Genomic DNA, 26,211 nt, shown 5'->3' on the forward strand with positions numbered 1-26,211 from the left:
AAGTACTTTTCAGCTTGCGCGCGGGCGCTCGCCAGACACGGTCATTCGAGCGCTGAGCCGCGGCGTTCGGGAATAAGAAAGAGCGTCGCGAAGATATCGAGCACGTAGATCGACGCGAGCGCGACGAGCGCCGCGCCGAACGAAAAGCGCGCAGCGAGCGCGCCGACCGCGACGGGGCCGAAGCCGCCCACCGCCCGGCCGATGTTGAACAGCACGTTTTGCGCGGTGGCGCGGGCGTCCGTCGGGTATAGCTCGGAAATCAGCGCGCCGTAGCCGCCGATCATCCCGTTCACGAACACGCCCATCAACGCGCCGCCTATCAGCAGCGCGGCGGGCGTGCTCAGGTGCGCGTAGACGAACACCATCACGACGGCGCCCGCCTGATAGAACAGAAACGCCGGCTTGCGGCCGAAGCGGTCGGCGGCGTTGCCGAACAGCCAGATGCCGACGGCCATGCCGAGCACCGTGACCGCCGTCCACAGACCGGAGCGCGTCAGCGAGTAGCCGAATGTATTCGACAGATAGGTCGGCAGCCAGATCATCAGGCCGTAGTAGCCGAAGTTCTGCACCGAGCAGAGAATCGCGACGCCTGCGCTCGCGCGCCTCGTGCGGCCATCGGCGACGAGCAGTTTCACAGGTGCCTTGCGCATGCCGCGCGCGATTCGCTGGGTGAAAAGCGCCGGCTCCTCGACGCGCCGCCGCACGAAAAACGACACCACGGCGGGCAGCAGCCCGAGCGCGAACATGCCGCGCCAGCCGATCAACGGCAGCAGCAGCGGTGTCAGCAACGCCGCGGCGAGCACGCCAAGTTGCCAGCCAAGCCCGACATACGACGACACACGCGCGCGCTGTGCCGCCGGCCAGGCCTCGGCGACGAGCGTCATGCCGATGCCGAACTCTCCGCCCAGACCGACGCCCGCGATCGTCCGGTACGCGAGCAGATCGCCGTAGCCCTGCGCGAGCGCGCACAGGCCCGTAAAGATCGCGAAGATCAGGATCGTCCACGTGAGCATGCGCACGCGGCCGAAATAGTCACTCAAGACGCCGAAAATCAGACCGCCTGCGACTGCGCCGATCAGCGTCCAGGTGACGAGCGAGCCGGCTTGCGTCGACGTAAGCTGCAGATCGGCGGCGATCACGGGCAGCATGAAGCCGAGGATCAGCAGGTCGAAGCCATCCATCGCGTAGCCGAGCACCGACGCGATCAGCGCCCGCACGGCATAACCGGGGCGTGTATCTTGCGTGACGACATTCGGCGAAGAGGCGACGTTCATGTGCGGCGGTCCTTGCGGGCGTAGCTGGGTGCAAACGGCAGATGGAGCCGTTGGCCGCGCGGCCATCGCTGAAACTTGCGGTGGAAATGTCGCGTGAGTGTAAAGGCCATGATCTGCCGTCACAACCTGGCCAAAAAGCATAGGCGAAGCGCCCGGATAGCCAGTGCGACGGCGGCTCGCGCGTCCGGGCGCCCTGGGAGAAGTCCGAATCGGGTAAAATAACCGGCTACGCGCGCAGTGATCCCGTCAGTTTTTCAACTGTTCGGCGTGTTTCGCCCAACTGGGCGCCAGGTGCCACATCTGGTCACGCCACGCTTGCTGCGCCATCGGGCCGCGCGCCCGCCTCCCAGCTCACCACCCAAGGATTCGCCCATGACAGGCTTCGATCGCCAGACGATCTCCGACACGACCGCAAAAATGCTGCTGGAAGTCCAGGCAGTGCATTTCAACGCGGAAAAACCGTACATCTTCACTTCTGGCTGGGCGAGCCCGGTGTACATCGACTGCCGCAAGCTGATCTCGTATCCGCGCGTGCGCCGCGGCCTGATGGAGATGGCGGAAGCGACGATCTTGCGCGACGTCGGTTATGAGCAGATCGACGCCGTCGCCGGCGGCGAAACGGCGGGCATTCCGTTCGCCGCATGGCTGTCGGACCGCCTGATGGTGCCGATGCAGTACGTGCGCAAGAAGCCGAAGGGTTTCGGCCGTAACGCACAGATCGAAGGTCTGCTGACGGAAGGTCAGCGCGTGCTGCTGGTGGAAGACCTGACCACCGACAGCCGCAGCAAGATCAACTTCATCAACGCGCTGCGCACGGCGGGCGCGCAGGTGAACCACTGCTTCGTGCTGTTCCACTACAACATCTTCAAGGAAAGCGTGTCCGTGCTGAAGGACATCGACGTCGATCTGCACGCGCTCGCCACGTGGTGGGACGTGCTGCGCGTCGCGAAAGAAAAGGGCTACTTCGATACGAAGACGCTCGACGAAGTCGAGAAATTCCTGCACGCGCCCGCCGAGTGGTCGGCAGCACACGGCGGTGCGACGGCTGCTCCGCAGTAATTGTCCGCATCATGCGCCGGGCCGATATCGTGAGGGCCCGCGCGCGACCGGCGATGCCAACAAAAAGGCCGCCTGTCCGCAAGACAGGCGGCCTTTTCCTTTGGCAAGCCAAGATTCGCGTCGACCGGATTCAGAAGCGCTCCCACGCCTCTGACGACACGCCTAAGACTGTTGCGGCGCAGCACCTCCGTCGTCGGCCTCGCCCGGCGCATACGACGACAGATTCATCAAGCCGTTGCTCTGCGCATACTGAAATAGTTCGGAATCCCGCTCGAGACCGAGCTTACGCATCGCCGTGTTCTTTTGAGTACTGATCGTCTTAATGCTGCGATTCAGTTGCTCGGAAATTTCCTTGATGGTCATGCCCGAAACGAAGAGCCGCACTACTTCGAGCTCGCGCTTCGACAGGATCACTTCATCGCTCTTGCCACCCGCGTTCATGCGCAGCGTGTCGAGCGACGCCTTCACCGACGGACTCATGTATTCGAGATGCCGGCTGACGTGCTGCACCGCCAGCCCGATATGGCTCAGATCGTCCGACTTGTTCACCACGGAAGTCACGCCAAGCTCATTTAGCCGCTTAAGCAACGCGGCGTTTTCGAGCATCGTCAGGACCACAATAGGCAGGTCCGGAAAATTCCGACGCAAGTAACCGATCAATGGAAGACCATCGCCGTAATGCCCGCCGGGCATGGCAAGATCGGTGACCAGCACGTCGCAGGGCGTCGTTTGTAACAACTTCACTAGCTCGGTGGATTGCTTCGCGCGCGCGACCACGCGGATACCCTGGAACTTGAGCAACGCCTGCTCGGCACCAAAGAGAATGACCGGATGGTCGTCCGCAACCACGACCCTGATGGGATCTTGCATGGCCCTCCCTTGTTCTGACAATCCACGCTGCGAAACTTCAGTCATGAAACTGTTTCTTAGTTCTAAATTTCTAGGACTTGTCTGCTTGCATGTACTGCAGACGATTGCAGCGACTATAGCCGATTTCAGGCCATACTGGCCGCTTACCAAGCATGAATGCTTTTATAAGATGTAATGTTAGACTCGATTTGTCGCTTGGGTATAAAAAAGGACAATAATCCTTCGTAAGGACAATTCTTTACGAGCCTGACAGGAGATTCGGCACATGCGCTTGCGTTGCCCGGTCGTTACGCCTGCTTCGTCCCGTTCGCTCTTGCCGTTTCTGTCTTTCGCGCCATCGCGGGTCACGTCCACCATCGCGTTCGCGTGCGCGGTTCACGCATCCGCGGTCTTCGCCGACAATGCGTTCACCGTCACAAGCACCAGTTTTCGCGCCGGCGGCATGGTCAACAACGCGCAGGTATTCGATCGCGAGGACTGCAAGGGCGACAATCATTCGCCCCAACTCAGCTGGCATAACCCGCCCGACGGCACGCGCAGCTTTGCGATCACGATGTTCGATCCCGATGCGCCTGGACGCGGCTGGTGGCATTGGGCCGTCGTCGGCATTCCGGCGAATGTCGACCGGCTGCCGGAAAATGCCAGCGGGTCTGGCTTTCTTAAGAAACTCGGCGCCGTCGAAGCGCGCAACGACTTCGACATCGACGGCTACGGCGGCCCTTGCCCGCCGCCCGGCAAGCCGCATCGCTACGTCATCACCGTCTATGCGCTGAGTGCGCCCAATCTCAGGCTCGCGCAGGGACGCCCTTCGGTGATGTTCGACCACGAGATCAGCACCGCGACGCTCGGCTACGCCCGCATGACCGTCATGTACGGCCGCTAGCCTTTTCCAAGGCGGTCTCAAAAGCGATCAGGTGACGCCGTGTTTTCTCATGGCGTCTAAACAGCTTGCTCGTAATGACAGAATAGGCCTGCAGCGTTCTGCCCTTGCCAGTCATTTCTTGAAACGATGGAGTTGTCCATGTCGAAGATCATCATCGTGTATCACAGCGGCTACGGCCACACGAAGAAGCTGGCGGAAGCAGTTCTCGCCGGCACGCTCGACGGCGGAGCCGACGCAAGACTGATCGCCGTCGGCGAGCTCGACGACGCGGGCTGGGCCGCACTGGACACAGCCGATGCGATTATCTTCGGCGCGCCCACGTACATGGGCGGTCCGTCCGCCGACTTCAAGAAATTCGCCGACGCCAGTTCCAAGCCGTGGTTCAGCCAGAAGTGGAAGGACAAGATTGCCGCCGGCTTCACGAATTCGGCGACGATGAACGGCGACAAGTTCTCGACGATCCAGTATTTCGTCACGCTGGCGATGCAGCACAGCATGATCTGGGCGGGCACGGGCATGATGCCGTCCAACACGAAAGCGGCGACGCGCAATGATCTGAACTACGTCGGCGGCTTCACCGGGCTGCTGTCGCAGTCACCCGCCGACGCCACGCCCGAAGAAGCGCCGCTGCCCGGCGACATCGAAACGGCGAAAGTATTCGGCGCCCGCATTGCGGCCGTGACGGCGCGCTGGAAGGCGGGACAGCCGGCATAGGCGGGCGCCGCGCATGCTGATGCGTCCTGATCGCGTCCCGGCAGCACGGTCTGTCATGCCGCCGTCACTGTTGCGGCGCAACGTGTTTTTCGCCGAATCTGCAGACGCGCCGCACACGCGCCGCCAAGCAGCCTTAAAATGGCGTTCCGGCGCAGTGAGCGCCCCGTTTTCCGTAAGCCAGCGAGATCGAGATGAGCACGAAAGTTTTTGTCGACGGACAGGAAGGCACGACCGGCCTGAAAATCTTCGAATACCTGTCGCAGCGCGCAGACGTTGAAATCCTCCGCATCGAAGAAGCGAAGCGCAAGGACATCGACGAGCGCCGTCGCCTCATCAATGCGTCCGACGTCACGTTCCTGTGCCTGCCGGACGTCGCGTCGCGCGAATCGGCGTCGCTCGTCGAGAACGGCCGCACCGTGCTCATCGACGCGAGCACGGCGTTCCGCACTCATGCCGACTGGGCGTACGGTCTTCCCGAACTGGCCCGCGCGCAACGCGAGCGTCTGCGCACGGCCAGGCGCATCGCAGTGCCCGGCTGCCACGCATCGGCGTTCGTGCTTGCGATGCGTCCGCTCGTCGAGGCGGGCGTGGTGTCGGCGGATTTCGCGGCGCACAGCTATTCGATCACCGGCTACAGCGGCGGCGGCAAGAAAATGATTGCGGACTACGAAGCGGGCGGCAACGCGAAGCTCGACAGCCCGCGCCCGTACGCGCTCGGCCTCACGCACAAGCACCTGCCGGAAATGGCAGCGCACACGGGCCTGAAGCATCCGCCCGTCTTCACGCCGATCGTCGGCAACTTCTTCAAGGGCCTCGCCGTGACGACGTATTTCACGCCGAGCCAGCTTGCGAAGCCGGCCACGCCGCAAGGAGTGCAGGCGCTCTTCGCGGAGTACTACAGCGGCGAGCAGTTCGTGCGCGTCGCGCCCTTCAATGCGGACGACAATCTCGACAGCGGCTTCTTCGACGTCCAGGCGAACAACGACACGAATCGCGTCGACCTGTTCGTGTTCGGCAGCGAGGAGCGCTTCGTCACCGTCGCGCGACTCGACAATCTGGGCAAGGGCGCGTCGGGTGCGGCGATCCAGTGCATGAATCTCGCGATCGGCGCCGATGAAGCGACGGGATTGAAACGCTAACCGATCGCTCGCGGACGGCACTACCGTCCCCAAGCATCACAAAGCCGGCATTCAAACGCCGGCTTTTTCTTTTACGATCGCCGATTCGCGATTTAAAACGGTTAATTAAACGCGGCGTAATTCCTTTCATTTTTCCCACTATTACCAGCACTCCTGAAATCCGGCACTTACTGCTCCCCTCCCTTCTCTATTACGCATCTATTACCGCATAGGGAAATTCCGGATTTTTTGCGAACGAACGTTCGAAGATGATGGAGCCATTTTGCCCTCTCGCCCGCCAGTAAAGGCGGAGCGACAACAGGCAGAAATCCGCCCACCGTCGAAAGAATGCGTTTTTGTTTTAAAACGCGTGCCTCGAAGCGCCATACGACTCTCCGCGAAAAATGCGCTGTTTGAATCGGACTTTTTAGACGATTCGTTCAATTGACAGCCTTAAATCCCGCAGCGAAATTAGCTCGCAAATTAGATCAGCAGGCAAACATGGATCGGAGTAACGCGCTAAAGCCGCAACTCTGGCCAACAGGGAGACAACAGCATGTACGCCATTTCAAGAGGGCTGGCATGTGCCATTGCCAGCGCGCCTTTTTTGCTCGCCTGTGGCGGAGGGAAAGCGGATAACCCCGGCTCGATCCAGACGAGTCAGTGCTCGGGATCGAGCTGCGGCGTGCAAGGGCCGCCCACATCGATGGCCAGCGCAAGCGCGCTCTGCCCGGCCGATGCCGACATCGGCAAGAGCACCTACCTGGGTGGAGCCGGCAGCGGCGAAGTCGTTTCGCTGCACATCGACGCCGTGAAGATGACGTACACGCTGACGTTTCTGGAATCGCCGGTTCCCGTGTCGACGGGACAGGTCGACGAGACGCGCGCGGGCACGACCGTCACGGGCGCCGTCATGCATCCGCCCGCAGGCATGCTGCCCAACGCCGAGCAGACGCGCTGCGCGTTTATGTTGACGCTGGCCACGGGCACCGCGCCGTCGACGGGCTCGACGTACACCACATCGTTTTCATCGGCGAACCCGCCGATTGTGTTCGTCGGCAAAGGCGTCGCGGGCGGCGGCATTCCCGGCGCGGACGTGTCGTACGCCGGCAAGAACATCCTGACCTACCAGAACGTCGGCGCCGTGCCGAGCCGGCACTTCGACTTCTATCCGTTCCTCGGCTTCGCGAGCACGACGACGGATTTCTCGAAGCTCGCCGGCACCTACAACGGCCTGCTGTATCACATCGAGCCATCGGCGAACTACGCGGCGGCCGCAACCAGCACGTCCGAAACGTTCGACGCAAACGGCGCGTGCTCGTCCACAACGAATCCCGCACCCACCGCAGGCAACACGAGCTCGACGGGATGCCTGTCGACGGGCGACCCGCTGACGCTCAATGCCAACGGCTATTTCGACAGCAACAACGCGCCGCGCATCGAAAACCAGTTCAGCTTGCCGCTGCTCGGCCAGAAGGGCACATCGAAGGCTCATATGATCCTCGGCCAGTTGAACGGCGCCACCGTCCCGATTGTCGTGCGCACGGGCTATGTGTTCACCGGCACGGGCGCCATTCCGCTGGACGCGCAGGTCGACGACGAATCCGGCATCGCGATGCTCGCGAGCGCGACGCCGCTCGCGTCGGGCGGCTTCGACGGCGGCTATGTCGGCGCGGACTCGAACTTCAGGTACACCGCGTCGCTGATCCAGGGCGGCCTCGGTACCTTCATCAATCCGACCACGCAAGCAGCCGAAAGCGGCTTCGCGCTGAAGTACGGCGTCGGCAATCCCGGCATCGTGAACGTTGCCGACACGCAGGGCAAAGCGGGCCTTGCCATCGCCGCGGGCGGACTCTACGCGATCTTCATCGAAGGCACGGAAAACGGCGGCATCGCGCCGACTTCCGCCAACGCCGACACGGCCAGTTCGCCGTACTTCAGCGTCGGCGCGCAGATCAGCAAGTGAAGCAAATGAGCGACGCGGCGACACGACCACAAAAGGCAACCCGACAACAACATGTGCAGCAAGACACAACGACCGCAGCACGGCAGCACCGCTAGATCACAAGACCGAAAGGCGGCTGGACCGGGAGCCGGCTGCCAACAACAAGACAGGGAGGCACAATGAACTGGAAGATTCTTTCGGCGCTCGCTTTTGCAGCGCCGTTGCTCGCGGCTTGCGGCGGTTCGGGCAGCGAAGGGCCGCCGCCGACGGAAGCCCGCCTCTGCCCTTCGTCACTCGACTACGACACGACCTTCACGGGCGGCGGCGGCGACGGCGAACTCGTCAAGCTGCAACTCGACACGACAAAGATGACGTGGCAAGTCACCTACGTCGAATCGCCGATACCTGCGACGAAGGGAACGGTCGCGCCCACCCGCAAGGGACAATCGGCCTCCGGCACGCTCACCCAGGAAACGCAGCTGCCCACCAACAAGCTCAACCAGTGCGCGTTGCGCCTGAACGGCGCGAGTCTCGATCCGAACCGTCCGGCGCGCATCTTCGTCGGCGAAGGCGTGGTGGGCGGCACGATTCCGGGTGCCGAGATCCAGTTCGACGGGATTTTCGGCCAGGGCAAGGTGCCGGATACGACATTCCCGTATTACCCGTTCATCGGCTTCTCGTCGATCGAGACGAATCTTGCCAACATCGCGGGCACGTACAACCAGCTCGGCTATCACCAGATTCCGTCGCAAAACTTCGCGCCGACCGTCGTCGATACCAAGATCACGATCAACGCCGACGGCACCTGGACCGAGTGCGACAACGCAGGCGTCAACGCCGGCAAGTGCCAGCAGCCGGGCGCGAACTGGGCGCAGTCGTCCGATGGCAGCGGCGCGTTCGAAACCGACAACTTCCAGGGCCAGGGCAAACCGACGCTCGCGGCATCGCCCGTCGCCAAGGGCTTCATGATCGTTGGCAAGCTGCGCAACCAGAACGTGCCGATCCTGATCCGCACGGGCGTCGCGAATTCGTCGCTGACGCCGAATCCGCAGAACGGCCTGAGCGGTCCCGTCGCCGACGACGAATCGGGTATCTCGATCCTCTCGCCTCAGACGAGCATCGCCGTCAACTCGCAGAACGGCGAGTACATCGGCGTCGACAGTGAGTTCGACTACCGGACGAATGCGCTCGTCGGCACGCAGGCGACGCTGCTCGATCCGTTCAACCCGTCGCAAGCCTCGTTGACCAAGGCGCTGAACCTCGACTTCACGCAGACGGTTCCCGGCGTCGTCACGTCGACCTACGCGAGCGCGGCCGCAGGCAGCGCGCCGACCGGCAAGTTCATCTTCACGGGGGGCGTGTTCGGCTTCCTGGACTTGTCGAACGCGTCGTCGCCGTACTTCACGATCGGCGCCTTCGTCCAATGATGGGCGCGCGCCGCGCGCCATAAAACGCAACGAGGCGACCGCCCCTCGGCGCGTCTCTCTGCCCGCGCGGCAGAGCGGACGGCCGGGGCGCGGAGCAGACGGCGCCGACAACGCCGTCGCCCGCGCGGCAGGCCGCCCGCTCAGGAGGAAGACAATGAAAAAGCTCTTGGTCGCGGCGTCGGCTGCCGCATTGGTCGCGCTCGCCACACAGAACGCGTATGCGCAAAAGGCCGGCGACAACCTCGTCACGCTCGGCTGGTTCCACGTGATGCCGCAGGATTCGAGCACGCCGCTCACGACACACGTCGCGCCCGTGCCGATCAACACGCCGTTGCGGCTGCCGAGTTCGTTCACGTCGCCGGGCACGAGCCTGTCGACCACGAATGCCGACACCGCCGGTCTCGTCTTTTCGCACTTCGTCACGGACCATATCGCGGTGACGTCGGTGGCAGGTATTCCGCCGAAGTTCGAGATCTACGGGCACGGCACGATTCAGCCGCCCGGTCCGGCGGGCGCGCTCGGCAAGCAGGACATCGGCGATCCCGCCGTCAATCCCATCGTGAAGAGCGTACGGCAATGGAGCCCGGCGCTGATCTTCCAGTACTACTTCGCGTCGGCGACGGCGAAGTTCCGGCCGTTTCTCGGCATCGGCGTGTCGTACAACTGGTTCAGCGACATTCAGCTGAACAACAACTTCGTCACGTCGACTCAGGACAACCTCGGCGCCATTCTCGCCGCGGGCGCGGGCAAACCGGGCAAGACGTCGGTGGAAGCGAAGGCGTCGTCGTCATGGGCGCCCGTCTTCAACGCCGGCGCGATGTACAACATCACCGACCATTGGGGCGTGACGGCATCGGTCACCTATATCCCGTTGAAAACGACGTCTTCGGTGATCATCAAAGCGGCGGACGGCACGGAACTGGGCGTATCGAAGGCTGAGCTGAAGGCGGATCCGATCATCACGTACCTCGCGGTGTCATACAAATTCTGACGACGCGTGTGCGCGCGAGCGGCTTTGATGGCACGGGCGCGCGCAGCAGCAAGTACGAAGGAAACGGGCAAAAAAAGCCCGCCGTATTGGCGGGCTGAATCCATATCAGAGGAGACATGGAGGAGACAAAAACAACTATAGCAAACCCTGTGATGCGACGCAACATTCAAAATTAGAGCGGGTGCACTACCTGCTACGCTCGCGACATCGCGCCGCGCTGCACCCTTCAGGTGCATCTATTGTGCTCCGCATCATGCCGTCGAGCCGGCCAACGGCGAGCAGGCGGCATCCTTTTCCAGCTTTTCGATCAACGCGTCGCGCATCAACGCGATCGGCCGGATCAGGCGCCCAGGCAGCGCGCCATGCACGAGCCACACGTTCAGGCCGCTGCGAAAATCCGGCACGTCCAGAATTTGCAGCGACTCGCGCTGCGGGCTGCGCGCGAGCACTTCTGGCGCCGCGAGCCCCACGCCCAAGCCGCGCGCGACGAGCGACAACTGCAATTCCGAGCCGAATGCCTCGACGGCGACGTTGAACGGCAATCCCGCAGCCGACATCGCGCGGCTCAGCGCCGAACGCATCCCGCAGCCATCCTGATTCAGCACCCACGGATGACACGACAGTTCGGCGAGCGTCGTCGGCTGCTCGGTGAAGCCGAAGGAGCGCGGCGCGACGACCACAGTCGGCTTGTACGCGAGCAGCGTCGCAGTGAGCGCTTCCGGCAACGGGATGCCTTCCGGCAGCAGCACGACGGCGGCATCCGCCGACGCGCGCTCGACGCCTTGCAGCAATCCCGGCGACCAGCCCGCCGTCACGCGCAGCGTGAGCTTCGGAAACGCGCCGCGCAGCCTGTCGATGGGCTGCTCCAGCGCGAGTTCGGACAGAAACGGCGGCACGCCGATTCTCAGCTCGCCCGTCGGCTCACTGTCGGGCGACGCGACGGCCATCAGGTCGTCCACGGCGCGCAGCACGGTACGCGCAAGCCCATACACCTCGTTGCCCGCCGCCGTCGGCCTGAGCGGCTTGCTCTGCCGGTCGAGCAACTCGATGCCGAGCATCGCCTCCAGGTTCTGCACGCGGCGCGTGAGTCCCGGCTGCGTGAGAAACAGCTTTTCCGACGCCCGCACCATCGATCCGCTTTCGACCACCGCGACGAACGCCTGCAAGTCTCGCGTGTTCAAAACAACCTCGCATAAACATTATCGAGATAATTCAATTGTCGCATAACGACGGCATCCCTACGATAGGTCGGATAGAAACCCTTCGGAGCCAATCGATGAATCGACCCGCCGACACCTCCTGTCCGCGTGCCGTCACCACACCGCCCTCGCCGTCACCGGCGCGACTGCCCATAACGCCGGGGACCTTGACCACGCCGCTGACACTCTTTTTTGCCGCCGCCGTGGGCGTGATCGTCGTGAATCTCTCGGCGGCGCAGCCGTTGACGGGGCCCGTCAGCCGCGCGCTGAACCTGCCGCCGGAGCTGGCTGGACTGATCGCGATGCTGCCTCAGCTCGGCTACGCAGCCGGTCTGCTGCTGCTCGTGCCGCTCTGCGATCTGCTCGAAAACCGCCGGCTGATCGTCAGGACGCTCGCGTGCTGCGCCGTTTTCCTCGCACTGTCGGCGCTCGCGCGGACGGGCTGGCTCTTTCTGGCGTCGGTATTTCTGGCGGGCGCCACGTCGAGCGTGATCCAGATGCTCGTGCCGATGGCGGCGTCGATGGCGCCGGAAAGCCGGCGCGGGCGCGCCGTCGGCAACGTGATGAGCGGCTTGATGCTCGGCATTCTGCTGTCGCGTCCGCTTGCGAGCGTGATCGCGGGGTCCTTCGGGTGGCGCACGTTTTACGGCGTCGAAGCGGCCGCCGATGCGTTGCTTGCGCTCGTCCTCTACATCCAGTTGCCGAACCACACGCCCCTCGCTCACGCGCGCTACACCGAGTTGCTGCGCTCACTGTGGACACTGCTGCGCACCGAGCCCGTGCTGCAACGGCGCGCGACGCTGGCCGCGCTTGCGCTCGGCGCGTTCAGCGCCTTCTGGACGGCCATCGCGTTGCGGCTCGCGCAGCCGCCGTTTTCGCTCGGCATGCAAGGCATCGCGGCGTTCGCGCTGGCGGGCGCCACGGGCGCGATCGTCACGCCGCTCGCCGGCTATCTCGGCGATCGCGGCGCCGAGCGCGCGACGCAGATCGTCTCGCATCTGGTGATGATCGGCGCCGTTCTGCTACTGGGTGTCGCGGGCGCGGGCTGGGGCGGGTTCTCGCCGGCCGCGCATCCCGTTGTGGCGCTCGCGCTGCTCGTCATAGGCGCGGCGGCGCTCGATGCAGGCGTCATCACCGATCAGACGCTCGGACGACGCGCGATCAATCTCATCAACCCGGCCGCACGCGGTCGGTTGAATGCGCTCTTTGTGGGAATCTTCTTTGTCGGTGGGGCGATGGGCGCCGCGCTCGCGGGCACGGCGTGGGCGTGGGCTGAATGGAGCGGCGTGTGCGCGATCGCGTTGGCGTTCACGATTGCCGTGCTGCTGTTCGGATTCGTCGACCGCGCGGCCCGGCGGACCCGGCATTGAGATTGAGCGGCTCGCCGCAAGACCGGGCGAGCGCGCCGAACGATGGGTGGCCGGCTCGCCGCGCCGAACGACGTGGCGAGCGCGAAGCGTCAGTGGCGCATCAGCGCCATCATTGCGCCGAAGCCGACGAACACGCCGCCCGTCAGCCGGTTGAACGCCTTCGCGACGCTGCTGCTCTTGAGCTTCGCGCCGATCTGCGTGCCGCAGCCTGCGTACACGATGTACCAGCTGATTTCCAGCACGGCCGTCGTCGCGACGAGAACCGAGAACTGGGGCAGCGTCGGGCGCGACGCGTCGATGAATTGCGGCAGCAGCGCAGCCGAAAACAGGATCGCCTTCGGATTGCTGCTGCCAACGAGAAAGCCATTGCGAAACAGCGAGCCGCGCGAACGGGTGAGCTTGCTGCCGGCATCGTCGGGCGAAGACTCGATTTTCGCCGCCGCGACTTCGCTCGCGGGCGAGCGCCATGCCTTCACGCCGAGATAGATCAGGTATGCCGCGCCGAGCAGGCGCAATGCGTTGAACATCGCCGGCCAGGCTTTCAGGAATACGCCAAGACCGGCGACGGACACGGCCAGCATCAGCATCAGCGACATCAGACAGCCGGCCATCGTGGCCGTCGTTTGGCGCATGCCGTAGCGCGCGCCGTGCGTCATCATCAACAGCATGTTCGGACCGGGGATCGCGCAGACGACGAAAACCGTGGCCACGTACAGCCACCAGGTGTGCAGACTCATGATGCTTCGTGCTCGATGAAATGGAAAACGGGCGGGACGGACATTATGCCCGCCCCGCCCGTTGCGCGCCGAAGCCCGCCGCTTGCCGCCGCGAATGACAGCAACAATCGACAAGCGGCGACGCGGTTCAAGCCAGAATCAGTCGATTGGCGGCCCGCTGGCCATCAAACGTCATCGGCCCGCCCGCCGCGACGCGACCTGCCCCAGCACGGCGAAATCCTTCTCGCCGTCTCCATGCGCGACGGCTTCGATCAGGCTGTCGCGCACGACGCTCGCCACCGGCAGCGGCGTCGAGACGGAGTCGGCTGCCGCCAGCGCGAGCCGCACGTCTTTCAGGCCCAGCCGCGCCTTGAAGAGGGCCGGCTCATAGCGCCGTTCCGCGATCATCTTGCCGTAGCCCTGATACACCGGCCCGGGGAACACGCTACTCGTGATGACATCGAGAAAATCCTGCATCGCGACGCCATGACCGCCCAGCAGCGCCGATGCTTCGCCGAGCGTCTCCACGGCGGACGCCAGCATGAAGTTCGCCGCGAGCTTCACGACGTTCGCCTGCTGCGGCAGCGAGCCGATGCGCCACGTCTTCTGGCCGATCGAATCGAACACCGGCTGCACGCGGTCGATCGCCTCGGCGGGACCGGCGGCGACGATCGTCAGCTTCGCGGCGGCCGCCACGTCGGGCCGGCCCATCACGGGCGCCGCCACGTAGTGCACGCCGCGGCTCGCGTGCGCTGTCGCCAGTTCTTCGGCGAGCGAGACGGAAATCGTCGCCATGTTCACGTGGATCAATCCGCGCGGCGCATGCTCGAGCAACGACGCGCTGACGACATCGCGCAGCGCGGCATCGTCGGCGAGCATCGAGAAGACGGCGTCTCCGGCGAAAGCCTCGGCGGGCGAGCCGACCACCTGCGCACCGAGTCCGGCGAGCGGCTGCGCCTTGTCCGGCGAGCGGTTCCACACGCGCACGCTATGCCCGGCTTTCAAGATGTTTGCGACCATCGCGGCGCCCATCTCGCCGAGACCGATAAAACCGATGTCCATCAATAGCTCCTGTTCAACAGAATCCGCAGTAGAGCACAGTCGCACGAGCCGTGCTCGTAATTGCCCATCGGCACTGCAACGGACGCGGTGCGATACTCGCATCATGGTCACCGCGACTTTCCGCTTCTACGAAGAATTGAACGACTTCCTGGCGCGGCCACTGCGTCGGCAGTCATTCAGTTGCGAGTGCGCGCGCGCCGCCACGGCCAAGCATATGATCGAAGCGCTCGGCGTGCCGCACACGGAAGTGGAACTGATCCTCGTGAATGGCGAATCAGTCGGCTTCGAGCATCAGTTGAAGGAAGGCGATCGCGTTGCCGTCTATCCGAAGTTTGAGGCGCTCGATATCCAGCCGCTGCTGCGCGTACGCGAGCGGCCTTTGCGCGTGGTGCGTTTCGTCGCCGACGCGCATCTCGGTGGACTCGCGCAATTGCTGCGCCTGGCCGGCTTCGACACGCTCTACGACAACCACTACGCCGATTCGCACATCGAGTCGATCGCCTCCGACGAAGACCGCATCGTCCTCACGCGCGACCGCGAGCTGCTCAAGCGCCGCACGATCATGCATGGCTGCTATGTGCGCGCGTTGAAGCCCGAAGCACAGTTGCGCGAGATTTTCGGCCGGCTCGATCTGGCGCGCAGCGCGCGGCCGTTTCGCCTGTGCCTGACGTGCAACGCGCCGCTGCGGCGCATTCCAAAGGACGAAGCGATGGGACGTGCGCCCGCTGGCGTGCTCGAGCGGCATTCGCAGTTCGTGACTTGCGACGTCTGCCGGCGGGTCTTCTGGGAAGGTTCGCACTGGCGGCGAATGCGTGCGTTGATGGATAGCGTGACGGGCGCGCAGATCGCCGCGCAATGACTTCCGCCCGGCCGCCCATGCACGGCGCCGTTGAACCGGCATTTCAGCGGCTCGCGATGCGTACAATGGCGGATTGCTTATTCGTTAGAGGCCTTCAGCATGGCAATGAAGAAATTCGACCTTGAGAAGAACAAGGCGCTGAAACTGGGCAACCAGATGAAACAGACTCTCGCCGCCGACCGTTTCGGCAAGGCGTCGACACAACAGCCGCAACTCGACCGGCGCGAACAGCGCAAGCTCGATCAGGCGATGGGACTCGTGCCGTTTGCGTGCAAGCTGCCCCAAGCGCTCGTCGATCAGTTGAAGGAGCGGGCCGCGACGCATCCCGAAGGCATGAACGCGCTGGTCGCCGAATTGCTCGTCAACGGACTCGCAGCGAGCGCGTGAACGGGCGCAAAGCGAAAGGGTCGACGCGAGCCGTTCAGTTGCGTGAGTGGGCACGTCTTGGGCACGTCCGCCCGCGCTGAAAATGCAAAAGGCCGAAGCATTCGCTTCGGCCTTTCTTGTTGCGACGCCAGCAGCGCTGCGAAGGGGCCTGGGCCATCCAGGATGGCGCGCCCGGCCAGTTGCTCGCGGCTGGCGTGACGAACGGGCTGCTTAGTTCGCCGTGCCCTTGTCGTTGGTACCAGCAGCCGAAGCGGCGCTCGACACGCCTGCGCGCTTGCCATGCGTCTTCAGTTGCTTGTGGGCGTGCTTCGGCTTGGCGGCGCTAGCGGCTGCCGGTGCTGCGTCGGATGCCTGTGCGAAAGCCTGAACGGACACGAGTGCGAGCGAGGCGGTGATGAGCGAGGCGATGATCTTCTTCATGTGTGTTTATCCCCAAAACCTGACGACTTTTAAGTCAAATGTTGAATTGAACAGCATGACGGTGAAGCCGGCCGGGCCACGCAGCGCCTCCCGGCTCCCCGCGGGGGAGTATCACGCAGCGTAGGCAGTTTGTCATCCCATAAAGTTGGATTGTATTTTCGGGGACACATTTAGCTTACTCGATGCTTTCATACCGTCAACGCTTCGCCAATGGCGTGCCTGGGTATCATGTCGGCTGCCGCCAATGCCGTCATGAATCATCGTTTCGTCTCTAGAACCGCGCGCCCTATGCGCCGTGGATCGCGCGAAACGAGTTGCCTTGCAGGAAATCTCCGCTTGAAAACCGCCACCCGCCAACACCTGCGCGCGAATCTTCTGATGCTCGTCGCCGCCATGATCTGGGGCAGCGCGTTTGTCGCGCAGCGCCTGAGCCTCGATGCAATCGGACCGTTTCTCTTTACCGGGCTGCGTTTTCTGCTGGGCGCGGTCGTCGTGCTGATCGTCTGGTCGCTAGCTAGACGCCGGAAGCCCGGCATCCCGACGGAAACGACGCCTGCAGTCGCCGTTTCGATCGGACGCAAGCTGTGGCGCGATGGCGCGCTGCTCGGCCTGCTGGTCGCCGTGTCGATTTCGTGCCAGCAGATCGGCCTCCAGTACACGAAAGTCGCCAACGCGGGCTTCATCAGCTCGTTGTACGTCGTCATCGTGCCGTTGATGGGCGTCGTGCTGCGCCATCAGACGGGCCTCGGCGTGTGGCTCGGCGCAACGTTGGCCGCGCTCGGCATGTACTTCCTGAGCGTCGATGAGCATTTTTCGATTCTGTACGGCGACTGGCTCCAGCTGGCGGGTGCCATCGTGATTTCCGCCCAGGTGGTGCTGGTCAGCCGTTTTGCGCGCCGACACGATCCGCTTGCGCTCGCGCTGGTGCAATTCGTCGTGTGTGGCGTCGTGAGCCTCGTGATCGGACTCGCCGTCGATCCGCTGCGCCTCACCGACATCGTCCGCGCCGCGCCGACGATTCTCTATGGCGGCGCGCTGTCGGTGGGCGTCGCGTACACGATTCAGGTGGTCGCGCAAAAAGATGCCGCGCCCGCGCACGCCGCCGTGATTTTCAGCATGGAAGGCGTATTCGCCGCGCTGGCCGGCTGGCTCGTACTCGGCGAAACGCTCGCGGCGCGCGCAATGCTCGGCTGCGCGCTGATGCTCGCGGGATTGATCGTCTGCCAGGTGATGCCGATGTGGAGCGGCCGGCGCCAGGTGTCGCCCGATTCGGCGGAACCGGCCTGACGCGCGGCCGGCTGGGATCACGCCGCGAGCGAACGCCCAAGGGCAGCCAGGACCGCTCACGCGCAATTATGTGCAGTCACGAACCGCCTCAGGCGACGGCCTGACCGGCAAACGCGCTCTGCCAGCTTTCGTCGTCGGAACGGCGTTTCTTCGGCGTCGGCGGAAAGACGCACCAGCAGCCGTCGTCGTGACGAAAGAAGAAGAGCGAGCGCCGGCTGTCCGGCAACGATGTCTCGACGCGCACGTAGCGGGTCTTGTCCCATTTCGTGCGGCCGACCTGCGTGACGCGCACAGGTGCGGAAACAGGCCCTAGCCACTTGTCGACCAGAAAATGCAGCGACTGCTCGGTGGCGGGTTTCATGACGTTCTCCACGTCGTCTTGTCGCGGGAGCCCTCACGCGCTGTGTCAGGCTTGTCCTGCTCTTCCTCCGCTGCCTCAGCTGCTGCAAGCTCCATCGCCCGTTGCGTCGCAGCCGCTCGAAGCGCCCTGCAATCCGCCGCGTGTCGCATGTCGGACAGTAGCCGAACCAGTTGTCGCGCGTTTCTACGTTTCATAGCACCCCCGCACTGCACAAGAGACTTGAGAAAGCACTTTAACTTTAGGCGTTGATCTCTCGTCTCTCTAGTTGTTTTGACGAAATAGCAACAGTCAGATTCGAATGGGAGCACTGAGCATTTCGTCGGTTTTCATCGTGTTCCCGCCGATGCACGCAGTCTGTGCGCTGGCGACCGCAATCCATGCGGCGTGCGGCTCGCGCAACACCTGAAGTGGCATTGAATATGCTGTTGCGGCGTACATGTGCGCGTGGACGAAAACGATCAGTTGACCGAATCGGCCTTATGCACCCATGTCCTCTGACATGTCGCAAGCGCTGCGCCCGCTGCAAGCAGACATGCGGAATAAATGAGGCCGCGTTCGAGACCGGCGCCGTCGGAGACCCAGCCGATCACCGTCGGCCCGACGATCTGCCCGAACGCAAAGACGATCGTGAAAGCGCTGATGCCACGCGCCCAATGCGCGGCGGGCAGGTTGTGGCGCACGAACGCTGTCGTCGATGCGACGGCGGAAAGGAACGTCGCGCCGAACAGCAGCCCAGACGCAAACGCGACGGCGGGATGCGCGACGAGCGCCGGCAACAGCGTCGCCAATGCAAGCAGCGCATTGAGGACGGCCAGCGCCTGACCGCCGCGCATGCGGTCGAGCAGCCGCGACCAGATGCGCGCGGAGACGATCGTCGCCATGCCGAGCAGCACATAGAAGCCCGTCACGACGCCTTCGCTCATGCCGCCGCCACGCAGGAGCGCGACGATGAATGTCATGTAGCCGATATAGCCAACGCCGAAAAGCCCATAGCCGGACAGCGCGAACGCATAGCGAAAGATCGACACGGGCCGCGTTGTTGCGGCCGCTTCGCCTGCCGCGCTCGTCCGCAACACGTGCTGCCTGTCGACGCGTTTCGCAGCGATGCCGGCGACGATCGACAACGCAACGCATGCACCCGCAAGCGCAAACCATGCGAATTGCCAGCCATGCACGGTCTGCACGAGCGTCGCGGGCACGAGCAGCGCCGATGCGGCGATGCCCCATCCCGTGCCGCCGTAGTAGAGGCCGAGAACGAGCCCTGCATCGCGCGGGCTCGACGATGCGAGCCGCGCCGCCAGCACGCCGCCGCTCACGAAGATGAACGCGCTCGCGATGCCCGTCGCGACACGTTGCGCGAACAGCGTGTTCGTATCGGACAGCGTGCCGGTCGCGGCCATCAGCAAGGCCGTCGCAATGCATCCGCCGATAAAGAGCGCGCCCGCCGGCCAGCGCCGCGACAGTCGGGGAAACGCCAGCGCGCCGAGCAGATAGCCGAGCGCGTTCGCCGTGTTCATCGCGCCCGCTTGCGCGAAGCTCCAGCCGAGGTCCTTTTCATCGAAGGCAACAGCAGCGCGTACGAAAAGCGCGCGAGCCCAAGCGCAATCGCGCTGCCCATCGACAAGCTGATGGCGAGCCACAGCGTCCGTCCGCGGCGCGGCAGGCGAGCGTCCTGCGCGGCGCGCGACGCTTCGCCGGCTGGCGCTTCATCCCTTGTCCGCCGCTCGCCTCGTTCAATGAGATCGGTGAGGCTGATGTGGGTCCACGAAAATCTGCGGCGAGCGAAGCCAGTCGTCATGTCGTTGTTCGTGTCAATCGGTTGGGCTATCACTGTACATCGCGAGCGTGCGTTCAGTGGGCACGCATTCGATGCGCATCGAACGCCGGCGCGGCGCTTGCTGGAAACTTCGCTAGCCTGATAGCGTATCGATCTTCACTACAGAGACCGTTCTTGTGTTGAATCCGCTTCTGGCCATCCGTCACCGGCTTCGCCATCTCGAGCGCACGCACGGCGCGGCCGTGTCGCAAGCGGTCGGCAATCGCCCGTTCCTGACGGGCATCGCGGGCACGCTGATCGCGACGGCGATGGCGGGTCTGACGCTGGCCACGCTTTACTCGGGACGCACCGATGCGCTGAACCATGCACGCGAAACGTCGGCGAATCTCGTGCTGCTGATTTCGAGCGATATCGCGCGCAACGTCGAGATCTATGACCTGTCGTTGCAGGAAATCGTCCATCGCGCGCAGGAACCCGCCGTCTGGCAGATGCCCGATGAACTGCGCCGCACGATGCTCTTCGATCGCGCGACACTGGCCGCGTACCTCGGCGGCGCCTATGTCGTCGATGCGCAAGGCATGCTCAAGGCGACGCAGCAAGGCCCCGTCAACAAGACCGTCAAGTTCGACGACCGGGACTACTTCATCGTTCAGCAGCGCGATCCGCATGCGGGCCTGTTTGTGTCGCATCCGTACCGGTCGCGGCTGCGCGGTCATGAGCTTTCGTTTGCACTCTCCCGCCGCATCGATGCACCCGACGGCTCGTTCGCGGGCGTCGCGCTGCTCGCAGTGCGCATCGCCTATCTGCAGCGGCTGCTCGACAAGGTCAGCACGGGGGACGCGGGAACGGCCGCGATTCTGCGCGACGATGGCACGGTGCTCGCGCGCAAGCCGTTTGTCGAAGGCCTGATCGGCACCAACGTCAAAGGGATTCCGCTGTACGCTGACAGGCGGACGGGAACAGCGGGGTCGTATATCGACTATTCGCCCGTCGATCATGTGCAGCGCATCTACTCGTACGAGCATGTGCCCGGCACGCCGCTCGTGGTAGTCGTCGCGCCTGCCGTCGATGATGTGCTCACGCTATGGCGCACGCGCAGTGTGATTGCGGGCGGACTCACCTTCATGCTGGGTGCGATCGTCGTGCTGGTTTGCTGGACGCTTGCGTTCACGCTGCGCGACAAGGTGCGCGCGCAGGCGCGCCTCGCCGAGCTGGCCGCCACCGACCCGCTCACCAAGCTGAGCAATCGCCGCACGCTCGACCTGCATCTCGACGAGGAATGGCGCCGCGCGCGGCGCAACGGTGCGCCGTTGTCGGTGCTCTTCATCGACATCGATTACTTCAAGCGCCTCAACGACACCTACGGCCACGCAGCCGGCGACGAAGTGCTGGCGGCCGTCGCGGATTGCATCGCGTCGGTGGCGCGGCGCTCGGTCGACATGGTCGCGCGATATGGCGGCGAAGAGTTTGCCGTCGTGCTGCCGGACACGGCGTCGAATGCAGCCGTCCATGTCGCCGAGAAAATCCGCCGCGTCGTCGAGACGTTGCACGTCAGGCAACTGCCGCCCGATCACGGCGGCTTGACGGTGAGCATCGGTGTCGCGACATGCCGCCCCGCCGACGGCGGCACGCCGCCGGAACTCGTCGCCGCCGCCGACGCGCAGCTCTATGCGGCGAAGGCGGCTGGGCGCAATCAGGTGAAATCGGCGGAATGGACGCAGGCGCAAGCGCCGACGGATGAGGTCCACGATCACGCAGATCATGCTGATCCGGCGAAACGGCATGCCTGAACCGCGACGCGTGAAACGCACTTGAATTGCGGGGAAAAACGCTCACTATTCGCGCGATAGCCACGCGCGGCGTCGACATAGACTTGTTCGCGTCTCCAGGTTCTCCATGATTCTCCACGCAGTCGGAATCATCGGGACGATTTGCGCGCCACGGCTTTTGTCCGTGGCGTTTTTCTTTTCTGATCGAAACCAGGAGCACGGGTGAGGCAGGCCGCGCGCCTCAACGGAAGTTTGGCCGCCAGCTCTCGCGCTGGCTGCGCTCATCGCGCCCGGCAAAGCGCTGCGCCACTTCGTGCGGAATATTCTCCGGCGTCACCACCACGACCGACGACGACGCGCTTACCGCCGACCCAGGCAGCAGCTTGTGAAAGCACATCACGTGCTGACACGCCGATCGCATGTCCTGCCGCAAGTCGTGATGCAGCACCGCCGTGATCGCGCGATCGCGCAGCAACTGCACGTTCTCGCGATCCAGGTCGTGTCCGATGAAGCACTTCGGGTGCTGGTTCAGCGAACTGAGCGCGCGCAGAATCGCCGCGTTGCCGCCGCCCATCGAATAGACGGCGGCGATCTTCTGCCGCGCTTCGACTGCCTTGCGCACGCGGCCTTCCGTCTCCGCGTCGAGTCCCTGCCCGCCGCTCGCGTCGATCAGCGTCAGATGCGCGTAGCGTTCGCGAAGCGTCGCGCGAAAGCTCGCCTCGCGCTCTTCTTCACCGCGAAAGCGCTCGTTGCTCATCGTCACGAGCACGTTGCCCGCGCGCCTGCCGATCCAATGGCCGATCAGATACGCAGCCGTCGCACCGCCGACGCGATTGTTGAGCCCCGCATACGCAATGCGTTCCGACGCCGGGATGTCGGTGAACATCGTCACGACGGGAATCTCGCGCTGCTTCAGCTCGGCGATCGCCTGTGCGATCTCGGGCACATCCCGCGCTTTGAGAAACACGCCATGACTGCCGCGCCGCGCGATCGCGCGCAACGCATCGACGACCTGCGCCGTCGTCATCGTCTCCTGCATCAGAAAGCGCGGCCGGAAAATCGCCGGATGCAGGCTCGGAATCGTGTCTTCGAGCGCGTCGCGGATCTCGTCGGCGAAACGGCGCGGCGCCTCTACGACGACATCGACGACGAGCTTGCGCCCGCTCGTCGCCATCGTCATCTGCTGCTTCTCCAGTTCCCTGATCGCCTGCGTCACGCGACGGCGCGTGTGCTCGCGAACGTGCGCGCGGCCGTTCAGCACGCGATCGACGGTGGCCGTGCCGAGCCCCGCCTGCAACGCGATTTCCTTGATCAGAAAGGGATGACTCATGGATCAGCGAGCGAAAGTGCCGCCCATATTTGATGTGTTTTTGATGTTTCGATGGTAACGCAGCGCCGGAGTTTGGCGATAAGCTGATCCGAAACATCCGGCAATCAGGTTGCATGGGACGGGAGACGACATGAGCCAGAACCCTCGACGTTTTACATCGGGCGCGCATGCATGGTTTCGCGAAGCGGACTGTTCCGTCGACGACTTCGCGACGCTGATCGACACTTCGCGCGAAGCGCATGCACGGCCGCGCTTCGCCGCCGCCATCGAACAGGCGATTCCCGTGTACGACTGCGAAGCGCTGCGGCCTGTCGTGGCCGATGCATCGCGCCGTCTCGAGCTGCTCGCCGAATGGGCCGACGTATTGCTCGACGGCGCCGGCGTGTTCGTGCTCAAGCGAGCCTACGCAGACACGTCCGCGATCGACGATGCCACCGCGATCTTCGAATCGATCATTCGAAGCGAGCGCAAGGCAGGCGGCCGCGCCGATCACTTCGCGAAGGCCGGCGCGAACGACCGCATCTGGAACGCGCAGGAAAAGCTCTGCCTCGCCGCGCCGGAAGTGTTCGTGCGCTACTTCGCGAATCCGATTCTGATGGCGGCTGCCGAAGCGTGGCTCGGCCCCGGCTACCAGATGACATCACAGGTGAACGTCGTGCGGCCGGGCGGTGAGGCGCAACAGGCACACCGCGATTTTCATCTAGGCTTTCTCACCGTCGATGAAGCGCAGCGCTTTCCTGCCCATGTGCATTCGATGTCGGCGCTGCTGACGCTGCAAGGCGCCGTCGCGCACAGCGACATGCCCGTCGATAGCGGGCCGACCAAGCTGCTGCCGTTTTCGCAGCGTTATCCGCAGGGCTATGTCGCGTGGCGCCGCGCGGATTTCCGCGAGTATTTCGAATCTCACTACGCGCAGCTGCCGCTGCAAAAGGGCGATGCGATCTTCTTCAGTCCCGCGCTCTTTCACGCGGCCGGTTCGAACCGCACGCGCGACGTGCAGCGAATGGCGAATCTGCTGCAGGTGTCGTCGGCTTATGGACGCGCGATGGAATCGCTCGATCGCACGCGCATGTGCAATGCCGTGTTTCCCGCGTTGCGTGCGATGCGCGCGCAACAGCGGATCGGCGCAACGGAAGCCGCGGCCGTGATCGCATCGTGCGCGGAAGGCTACGCGTTTCCGACCAATCTCGATCGCAATCCGCCCGTCGGCGGACTCGCGCCCGCGAGCCAGCAACAGATCTTCGCGACGGCGCTCGATGAACACTGGTCCGACGAAAAATTCGCCGAAGCGCTGCGCGATCTCGAAGCCCGCAACGCGACGCACTAGTCATACACTCACTCGAACCACGGAGACGACATGACGATAAGCACCATCGGCAGACGCATTCGGCTTGGATTGATCGGCGGCGGCCCGGGCTCGATCATCGGCGAGACGCATCGCATTGCGGCGCGACTGGATGGCCATTACGACATCGTCGCGGGCGCGCTGTCTTCCGATGCAGAGCGCGCGCGGCAGGCGGCGTTGAATCTCGGCATCGACGAGGAACGCGCGTATCCGTCCTGGCAGCAGATGATCGAAGCGGAAGCCGCGCGGCCCGACCGCATCGACGTGGTCGCGGTGATGACGCCCAACGACTCGCATCACGCGATCTGCATGATGGCGCTGGACAACGGCTTTCACGTGATCTGCGACAAACCGCTGGCCAACGATCTGGCGCAGGCGCGCGAGATCGCGGCGCGCGTCGACGCGACAAACGCGGAGTTCTGCGTGACGTACTGCTACTCTGGCTTTCCGATGGTGCGCCAGGCGCGCGATATGGTCCGTGCTGGCGAGCTCGGCGAGATTCGCCAGGTGCATCTGCAATACGTGCAAAGCTACCTGGCTGCGCACGATCTGCCCGCAGGATGGCGCACGGAAGAGGGACGCGCGGGACGCTCGCTCGTGCTGATGGATATCGGCACGCACGCGTTTCATCTGGGCGCGTACGTCACCGGCCTCGACGTCACGCGCGTGTGCGCGGACGTCGGCTCGGCGATTCCCGGCCGCATCATCGACGATTACGTTTCCGCGCTGCTGCGCTATGAGAACGGCGCGCGCGGCTCGCTCTGGGTGACGAATGCGGCGGCGGGCTCCGAGCATGGACTGAGCTTTCGCATCCACGGCGACAAAGGCGGCCTCGAATGGCATCAGGAAGAGCCGAACCGACTGATTCATCGCCGGCATGACGGCTTCGAGCAAATCATCACGCGCAGACTCGGCCCGACGATGAGCGAAGGCGCGCAACGCTCGACGCGCATCGCCATCGGCCATCCCGAAGGTTATCTGGAAGCGTTCGCGAATCTTTATACGGAGTTCGCGGAACGTGTCGCCGGGCGGATCAGTGAAGGTGAACGGGGTGACAGACCTACACTCTTTCCGGGCGTAAGCGATGGCGTGAAGGGACTCGCGTTCGTCGATGCCTCGGTGAAGAGCATGGCGGCAGGCACGTGGCAGGACGTCGAGCGCGCTTAATCTGCGGATCGTCTGCGCCGAAAAAAAGAGCCCTGTTCCGCGGGGGAACAGGGCTCGGTGGATGAGTCATATCGTACAGGCGCGTGGATGCTTGCCGACTGCTGCTCATCACATGAAGCTGTTATTGGTCACGCTTCTTTTTGCTTCGATTTGGCCCCGCGCCTACTCCTTGCTGCTAACCCCAACTGCATTCTGCTAAATCGGTAAATCGACTGCTCGTTTGCCGCTGCTACGACTGCTGTTGCCGACTGCGTTACTTCGCTACTGCTGTACTGCGCCACTGCTGTACTGCCCTACTGCTATTGCAATCGAGGACTTCAAACTGCTGATCGAACTGCAGGCAACCTACGGTCACGCACGACGCGGAGGGGAACCGCATCGATGGGGCTTGTTGAATCGTTGCTCCATGGAAAGAAGTATAGGAGCGGGCGCGCGCAATCAATTGACTGAAGCGAGGGCGATTCGTGGCGCTGTTCGCCCGTTTGTTCGCGGGCGGCCAGCGTCGCGCGATACGTTCACGTTGCGAAGCGCGTGCTCGCCGCGTGCGAACGGTAGACGCTGCCGAACAGCACGTCGGGATCGGCGCGGTCTTCGTCGTCCGTTTCGCTGAGTTCGCGGAACGTCGCGACGAGGCTGTCCCACGAAGCGGACCAGCGTGTTTCTCTCAGACGGCTGCCCGTGCTGTCCGTAATGCGCAGGACGCCCGTGTCAGGAAAAAAAGTGAGCGTGACCGCCATTCCATCAATGACACACGTCGCAGTACAAGGTTTTGCTGCAAGCACGATCGCCTCCGGCTGATATGTGATGAGGTCCGCTTCATTGGCGGGCACGCAGTAAAAAGCAATGGGCATGCCCATGAAGCGCTCGCGGGGCCGTAAGGC

At 63.8% G+C, this 26,211-nt stretch carries 24 protein-coding genes; 14 read left to right on the top strand and 10 right to left on the bottom strand.

All coding sequences use genetic code 11. The features are described 5' to 3' along the window. Window positions 1-41: 41 nt before the first annotated feature. Complete coding sequence (locus BMW76_RS28285; RefSeq protein WP_090871268.1) at window positions 42-1,274, bottom strand: MFS transporter; 1,233 nt, start codon at window positions 1,272-1,274, stop codon at window positions 42-44. 372 nt (window positions 1,275-1,646) lie between these two features. Between BMW76_RS28285 and BMW76_RS28290 the strand changes: the two genes are divergently transcribed. Next, the gene (locus BMW76_RS28290) at window positions 1,647-2,333 is read left to right on the top strand and encodes an orotate phosphoribosyltransferase (RefSeq protein WP_090871270.1); all 687 of its coding nucleotides are present in this window, start codon (window positions 1,647-1,649) and stop codon (window positions 2,331-2,333) included. 162 nt (window positions 2,334-2,495) lie between these two features. Here the strand turns inward: BMW76_RS28290 and BMW76_RS28295 are convergent, their stop codons facing one another. After that, window positions 2,496-3,203: a response regulator gene (locus BMW76_RS28295; RefSeq protein WP_087736228.1), complete on the bottom strand. Its 708-nt coding sequence runs from the start codon at window positions 3,201-3,203 to the stop codon at window positions 2,496-2,498. A 265-nt stretch (window positions 3,204-3,468) separates the two neighbouring features. Between BMW76_RS28295 and BMW76_RS28300 the strand changes: the two genes are divergently transcribed. The 6 genes from BMW76_RS28300 (at window position 3,469) to BMW76_RS28325 (ending at window position 10,281) form a co-directional block, all read left to right on the top strand. After that, entirely contained in the window at window positions 3,469-4,086 is a 618-nt protein-coding gene (locus tag BMW76_RS28300) for a YbhB/YbcL family Raf kinase inhibitor-like protein (RefSeq protein WP_090871272.1), read from the top strand. A 138-nt stretch (window positions 4,087-4,224) separates the two neighbouring features. Next, window positions 4,225-4,800 (top strand): flavodoxin family protein, encoded by a 576-nt coding sequence (locus BMW76_RS28305; RefSeq protein ID WP_090871274.1) that lies wholly within the window; start codon window positions 4,225-4,227, stop codon window positions 4,798-4,800. A 191-nt stretch (window positions 4,801-4,991) separates the two neighbouring features. Beyond that, entirely contained in the window at window positions 4,992-5,939 is a 948-nt protein-coding gene (gene argC, locus BMW76_RS28310; protein WP_090871276.1) for an N-acetyl-gamma-glutamyl-phosphate reductase, read from the top strand. Between the two features lie 535 nt (window positions 5,940-6,474). After that, window positions 6,475-7,884 carry a DUF2957 domain-containing protein gene (locus tag BMW76_RS28315; protein WP_090871277.1) on the top strand — a complete coding sequence of 470 codons (1,410 nt, stop codon included), beginning with the start codon at window positions 6,475-6,477 and terminating at the stop codon, window positions 7,882-7,884. Between the two features lie 158 nt (window positions 7,885-8,042). Next, on the top strand, window positions 8,043-9,290 hold the full coding sequence (locus tag BMW76_RS28320) for a DUF2957 domain-containing protein (protein WP_090871279.1): 1,248 nt from the start codon (window positions 8,043-8,045) through the stop codon (window positions 9,288-9,290). A gap of 154 nt (window positions 9,291-9,444) precedes the next feature. Next, on the top strand, window positions 9,445-10,281 hold the full coding sequence (locus BMW76_RS28325; RefSeq protein ID WP_090871281.1) for an OmpW/AlkL family protein: 837 nt from the start codon (window positions 9,445-9,447) through the stop codon (window positions 10,279-10,281). A gap of 251 nt (window positions 10,282-10,532) precedes the next feature. Here BMW76_RS28325 and BMW76_RS28330 read toward each other — a convergent pair whose 3' ends face one another. Continuing rightward, on the bottom strand, window positions 10,533-11,462 hold the full coding sequence (locus BMW76_RS28330; RefSeq protein WP_090871283.1) for a LysR family transcriptional regulator: 930 nt from the start codon (window positions 11,460-11,462) through the stop codon (window positions 10,533-10,535). A gap of 95 nt (window positions 11,463-11,557) precedes the next feature. Between BMW76_RS28330 and BMW76_RS28335 the strand changes: the two genes are divergently transcribed. Next, window positions 11,558-12,850, top strand: coding sequence for an MFS transporter (locus BMW76_RS28335; protein WP_090871285.1), 1,293 nt, complete (start codon window positions 11,558-11,560; stop codon window positions 12,848-12,850). A gap of 89 nt (window positions 12,851-12,939) precedes the next feature. Here the strand turns inward: BMW76_RS28335 and BMW76_RS28340 are convergent, their stop codons facing one another. Next, the gene (locus tag BMW76_RS28340; protein ID WP_090871287.1) at window positions 12,940-13,587 is read right to left on the bottom strand and encodes a LysE family translocator; all 648 of its coding nucleotides are present in this window, start codon (window positions 13,585-13,587) and stop codon (window positions 12,940-12,942) included. 171 nt (window positions 13,588-13,758) lie between these two features. Beyond that, window positions 13,759-14,628 (bottom strand): NAD(P)-dependent oxidoreductase, encoded by an 870-nt coding sequence (locus BMW76_RS28345; RefSeq protein ID WP_090871289.1) that lies wholly within the window; start codon window positions 14,626-14,628, stop codon window positions 13,759-13,761. Window positions 14,629-14,731: 103 nt separating this feature from the next. Between BMW76_RS28345 and BMW76_RS28350 the strand changes: the two genes are divergently transcribed. Beyond that, window positions 14,732-15,487, top strand: a complete 756-nt coding sequence (locus BMW76_RS28350; protein WP_090871290.1) for a Mut7-C RNAse domain-containing protein — start codon at window positions 14,732-14,734, stop codon at window positions 15,485-15,487. Between the two features lie 99 nt (window positions 15,488-15,586). Continuing rightward, window positions 15,587-15,874, top strand: a complete 288-nt coding sequence (locus BMW76_RS28355) for a hypothetical protein (RefSeq protein ID WP_090871292.1) — start codon at window positions 15,587-15,589, stop codon at window positions 15,872-15,874. Between the two features lie 210 nt (window positions 15,875-16,084). Here the strand turns inward: BMW76_RS28355 and BMW76_RS28360 are convergent, their stop codons facing one another. Further along, window positions 16,085-16,294 carry a hypothetical protein gene (locus tag BMW76_RS28360; RefSeq protein ID WP_090871294.1) on the bottom strand — a complete coding sequence of 70 codons (210 nt, stop codon included), beginning with the start codon at window positions 16,292-16,294 and terminating at the stop codon, window positions 16,085-16,087. 336 nt (window positions 16,295-16,630) lie between these two features. Here BMW76_RS28360 and BMW76_RS28365 point away from each other — a divergent pair, with 336 nt between their 5' ends. After that, complete coding sequence (locus BMW76_RS28365) at window positions 16,631-17,581, top strand: DMT family transporter (RefSeq protein ID WP_090871296.1); 951 nt, start codon at window positions 16,631-16,633, stop codon at window positions 17,579-17,581. A gap of 88 nt (window positions 17,582-17,669) precedes the next feature. On the opposite strand, the gene BMW76_RS28370 is transcribed toward BMW76_RS28365, so the two are convergent. Continuing rightward, entirely contained in the window at window positions 17,670-17,942 is a 273-nt protein-coding gene (locus tag BMW76_RS28370) for a hypothetical protein (RefSeq protein ID WP_090871297.1), read from the bottom strand. Between the two features lie 458 nt (window positions 17,943-18,400). Then, window positions 18,401-19,582: a YbfB/YjiJ family MFS transporter gene (locus tag BMW76_RS28375; RefSeq protein ID WP_407669034.1), complete on the bottom strand. Its 1,182-nt coding sequence runs from the start codon at window positions 19,580-19,582 to the stop codon at window positions 18,401-18,403. A gap of 313 nt (window positions 19,583-19,895) precedes the next feature. On the opposite strand from BMW76_RS28375, the gene BMW76_RS28380 reads away from it, so the two are divergent. After that, window positions 19,896-21,509 (top strand): sensor domain-containing diguanylate cyclase, encoded by a 1,614-nt coding sequence (locus tag BMW76_RS28380; protein WP_090871299.1) that lies wholly within the window; start codon window positions 19,896-19,898, stop codon window positions 21,507-21,509. A 220-nt stretch (window positions 21,510-21,729) separates the two neighbouring features. Here the strand turns inward: BMW76_RS28380 and BMW76_RS28385 are convergent, their stop codons facing one another. After that, window positions 21,730-22,818 carry a LacI family DNA-binding transcriptional regulator gene (locus BMW76_RS28385; RefSeq protein WP_090871301.1) on the bottom strand — a complete coding sequence of 363 codons (1,089 nt, stop codon included), beginning with the start codon at window positions 22,816-22,818 and terminating at the stop codon, window positions 21,730-21,732. A gap of 130 nt (window positions 22,819-22,948) precedes the next feature. On the opposite strand from BMW76_RS28385, the gene BMW76_RS28390 reads away from it, so the two are divergent. Both BMW76_RS28390 and BMW76_RS28395 read left to right on the top strand, forming a co-directional pair. Beyond that, window positions 22,949-24,145 (top strand): phytanoyl-CoA dioxygenase family protein, encoded by a 1,197-nt coding sequence (locus tag BMW76_RS28390; RefSeq protein ID WP_090871303.1) that lies wholly within the window; start codon window positions 22,949-22,951, stop codon window positions 24,143-24,145. 30 nt (window positions 24,146-24,175) lie between these two features. Beyond that, window positions 24,176-25,330: a Gfo/Idh/MocA family protein gene (locus BMW76_RS28395; RefSeq protein ID WP_090871305.1), complete on the top strand. Its 1,155-nt coding sequence runs from the start codon at window positions 24,176-24,178 to the stop codon at window positions 25,328-25,330. Between the two features lie 515 nt (window positions 25,331-25,845). On the opposite strand, the gene BMW76_RS28400 is transcribed toward BMW76_RS28395, so the two are convergent. After that, window positions 25,846-26,112 (bottom strand): hypothetical protein, encoded by a 267-nt coding sequence (locus BMW76_RS28400; RefSeq protein WP_090871409.1) that lies wholly within the window; start codon window positions 26,110-26,112, stop codon window positions 25,846-25,848. Window positions 26,113-26,211: the final 99 nt, after the last annotated feature.

This window comes from Paraburkholderia diazotrophica (assembly GCF_900108945.1).
GTDB classification, from domain to species: domain Bacteria; phylum Pseudomonadota; class Gammaproteobacteria; order Burkholderiales; family Burkholderiaceae; genus Paraburkholderia; species Paraburkholderia diazotrophica.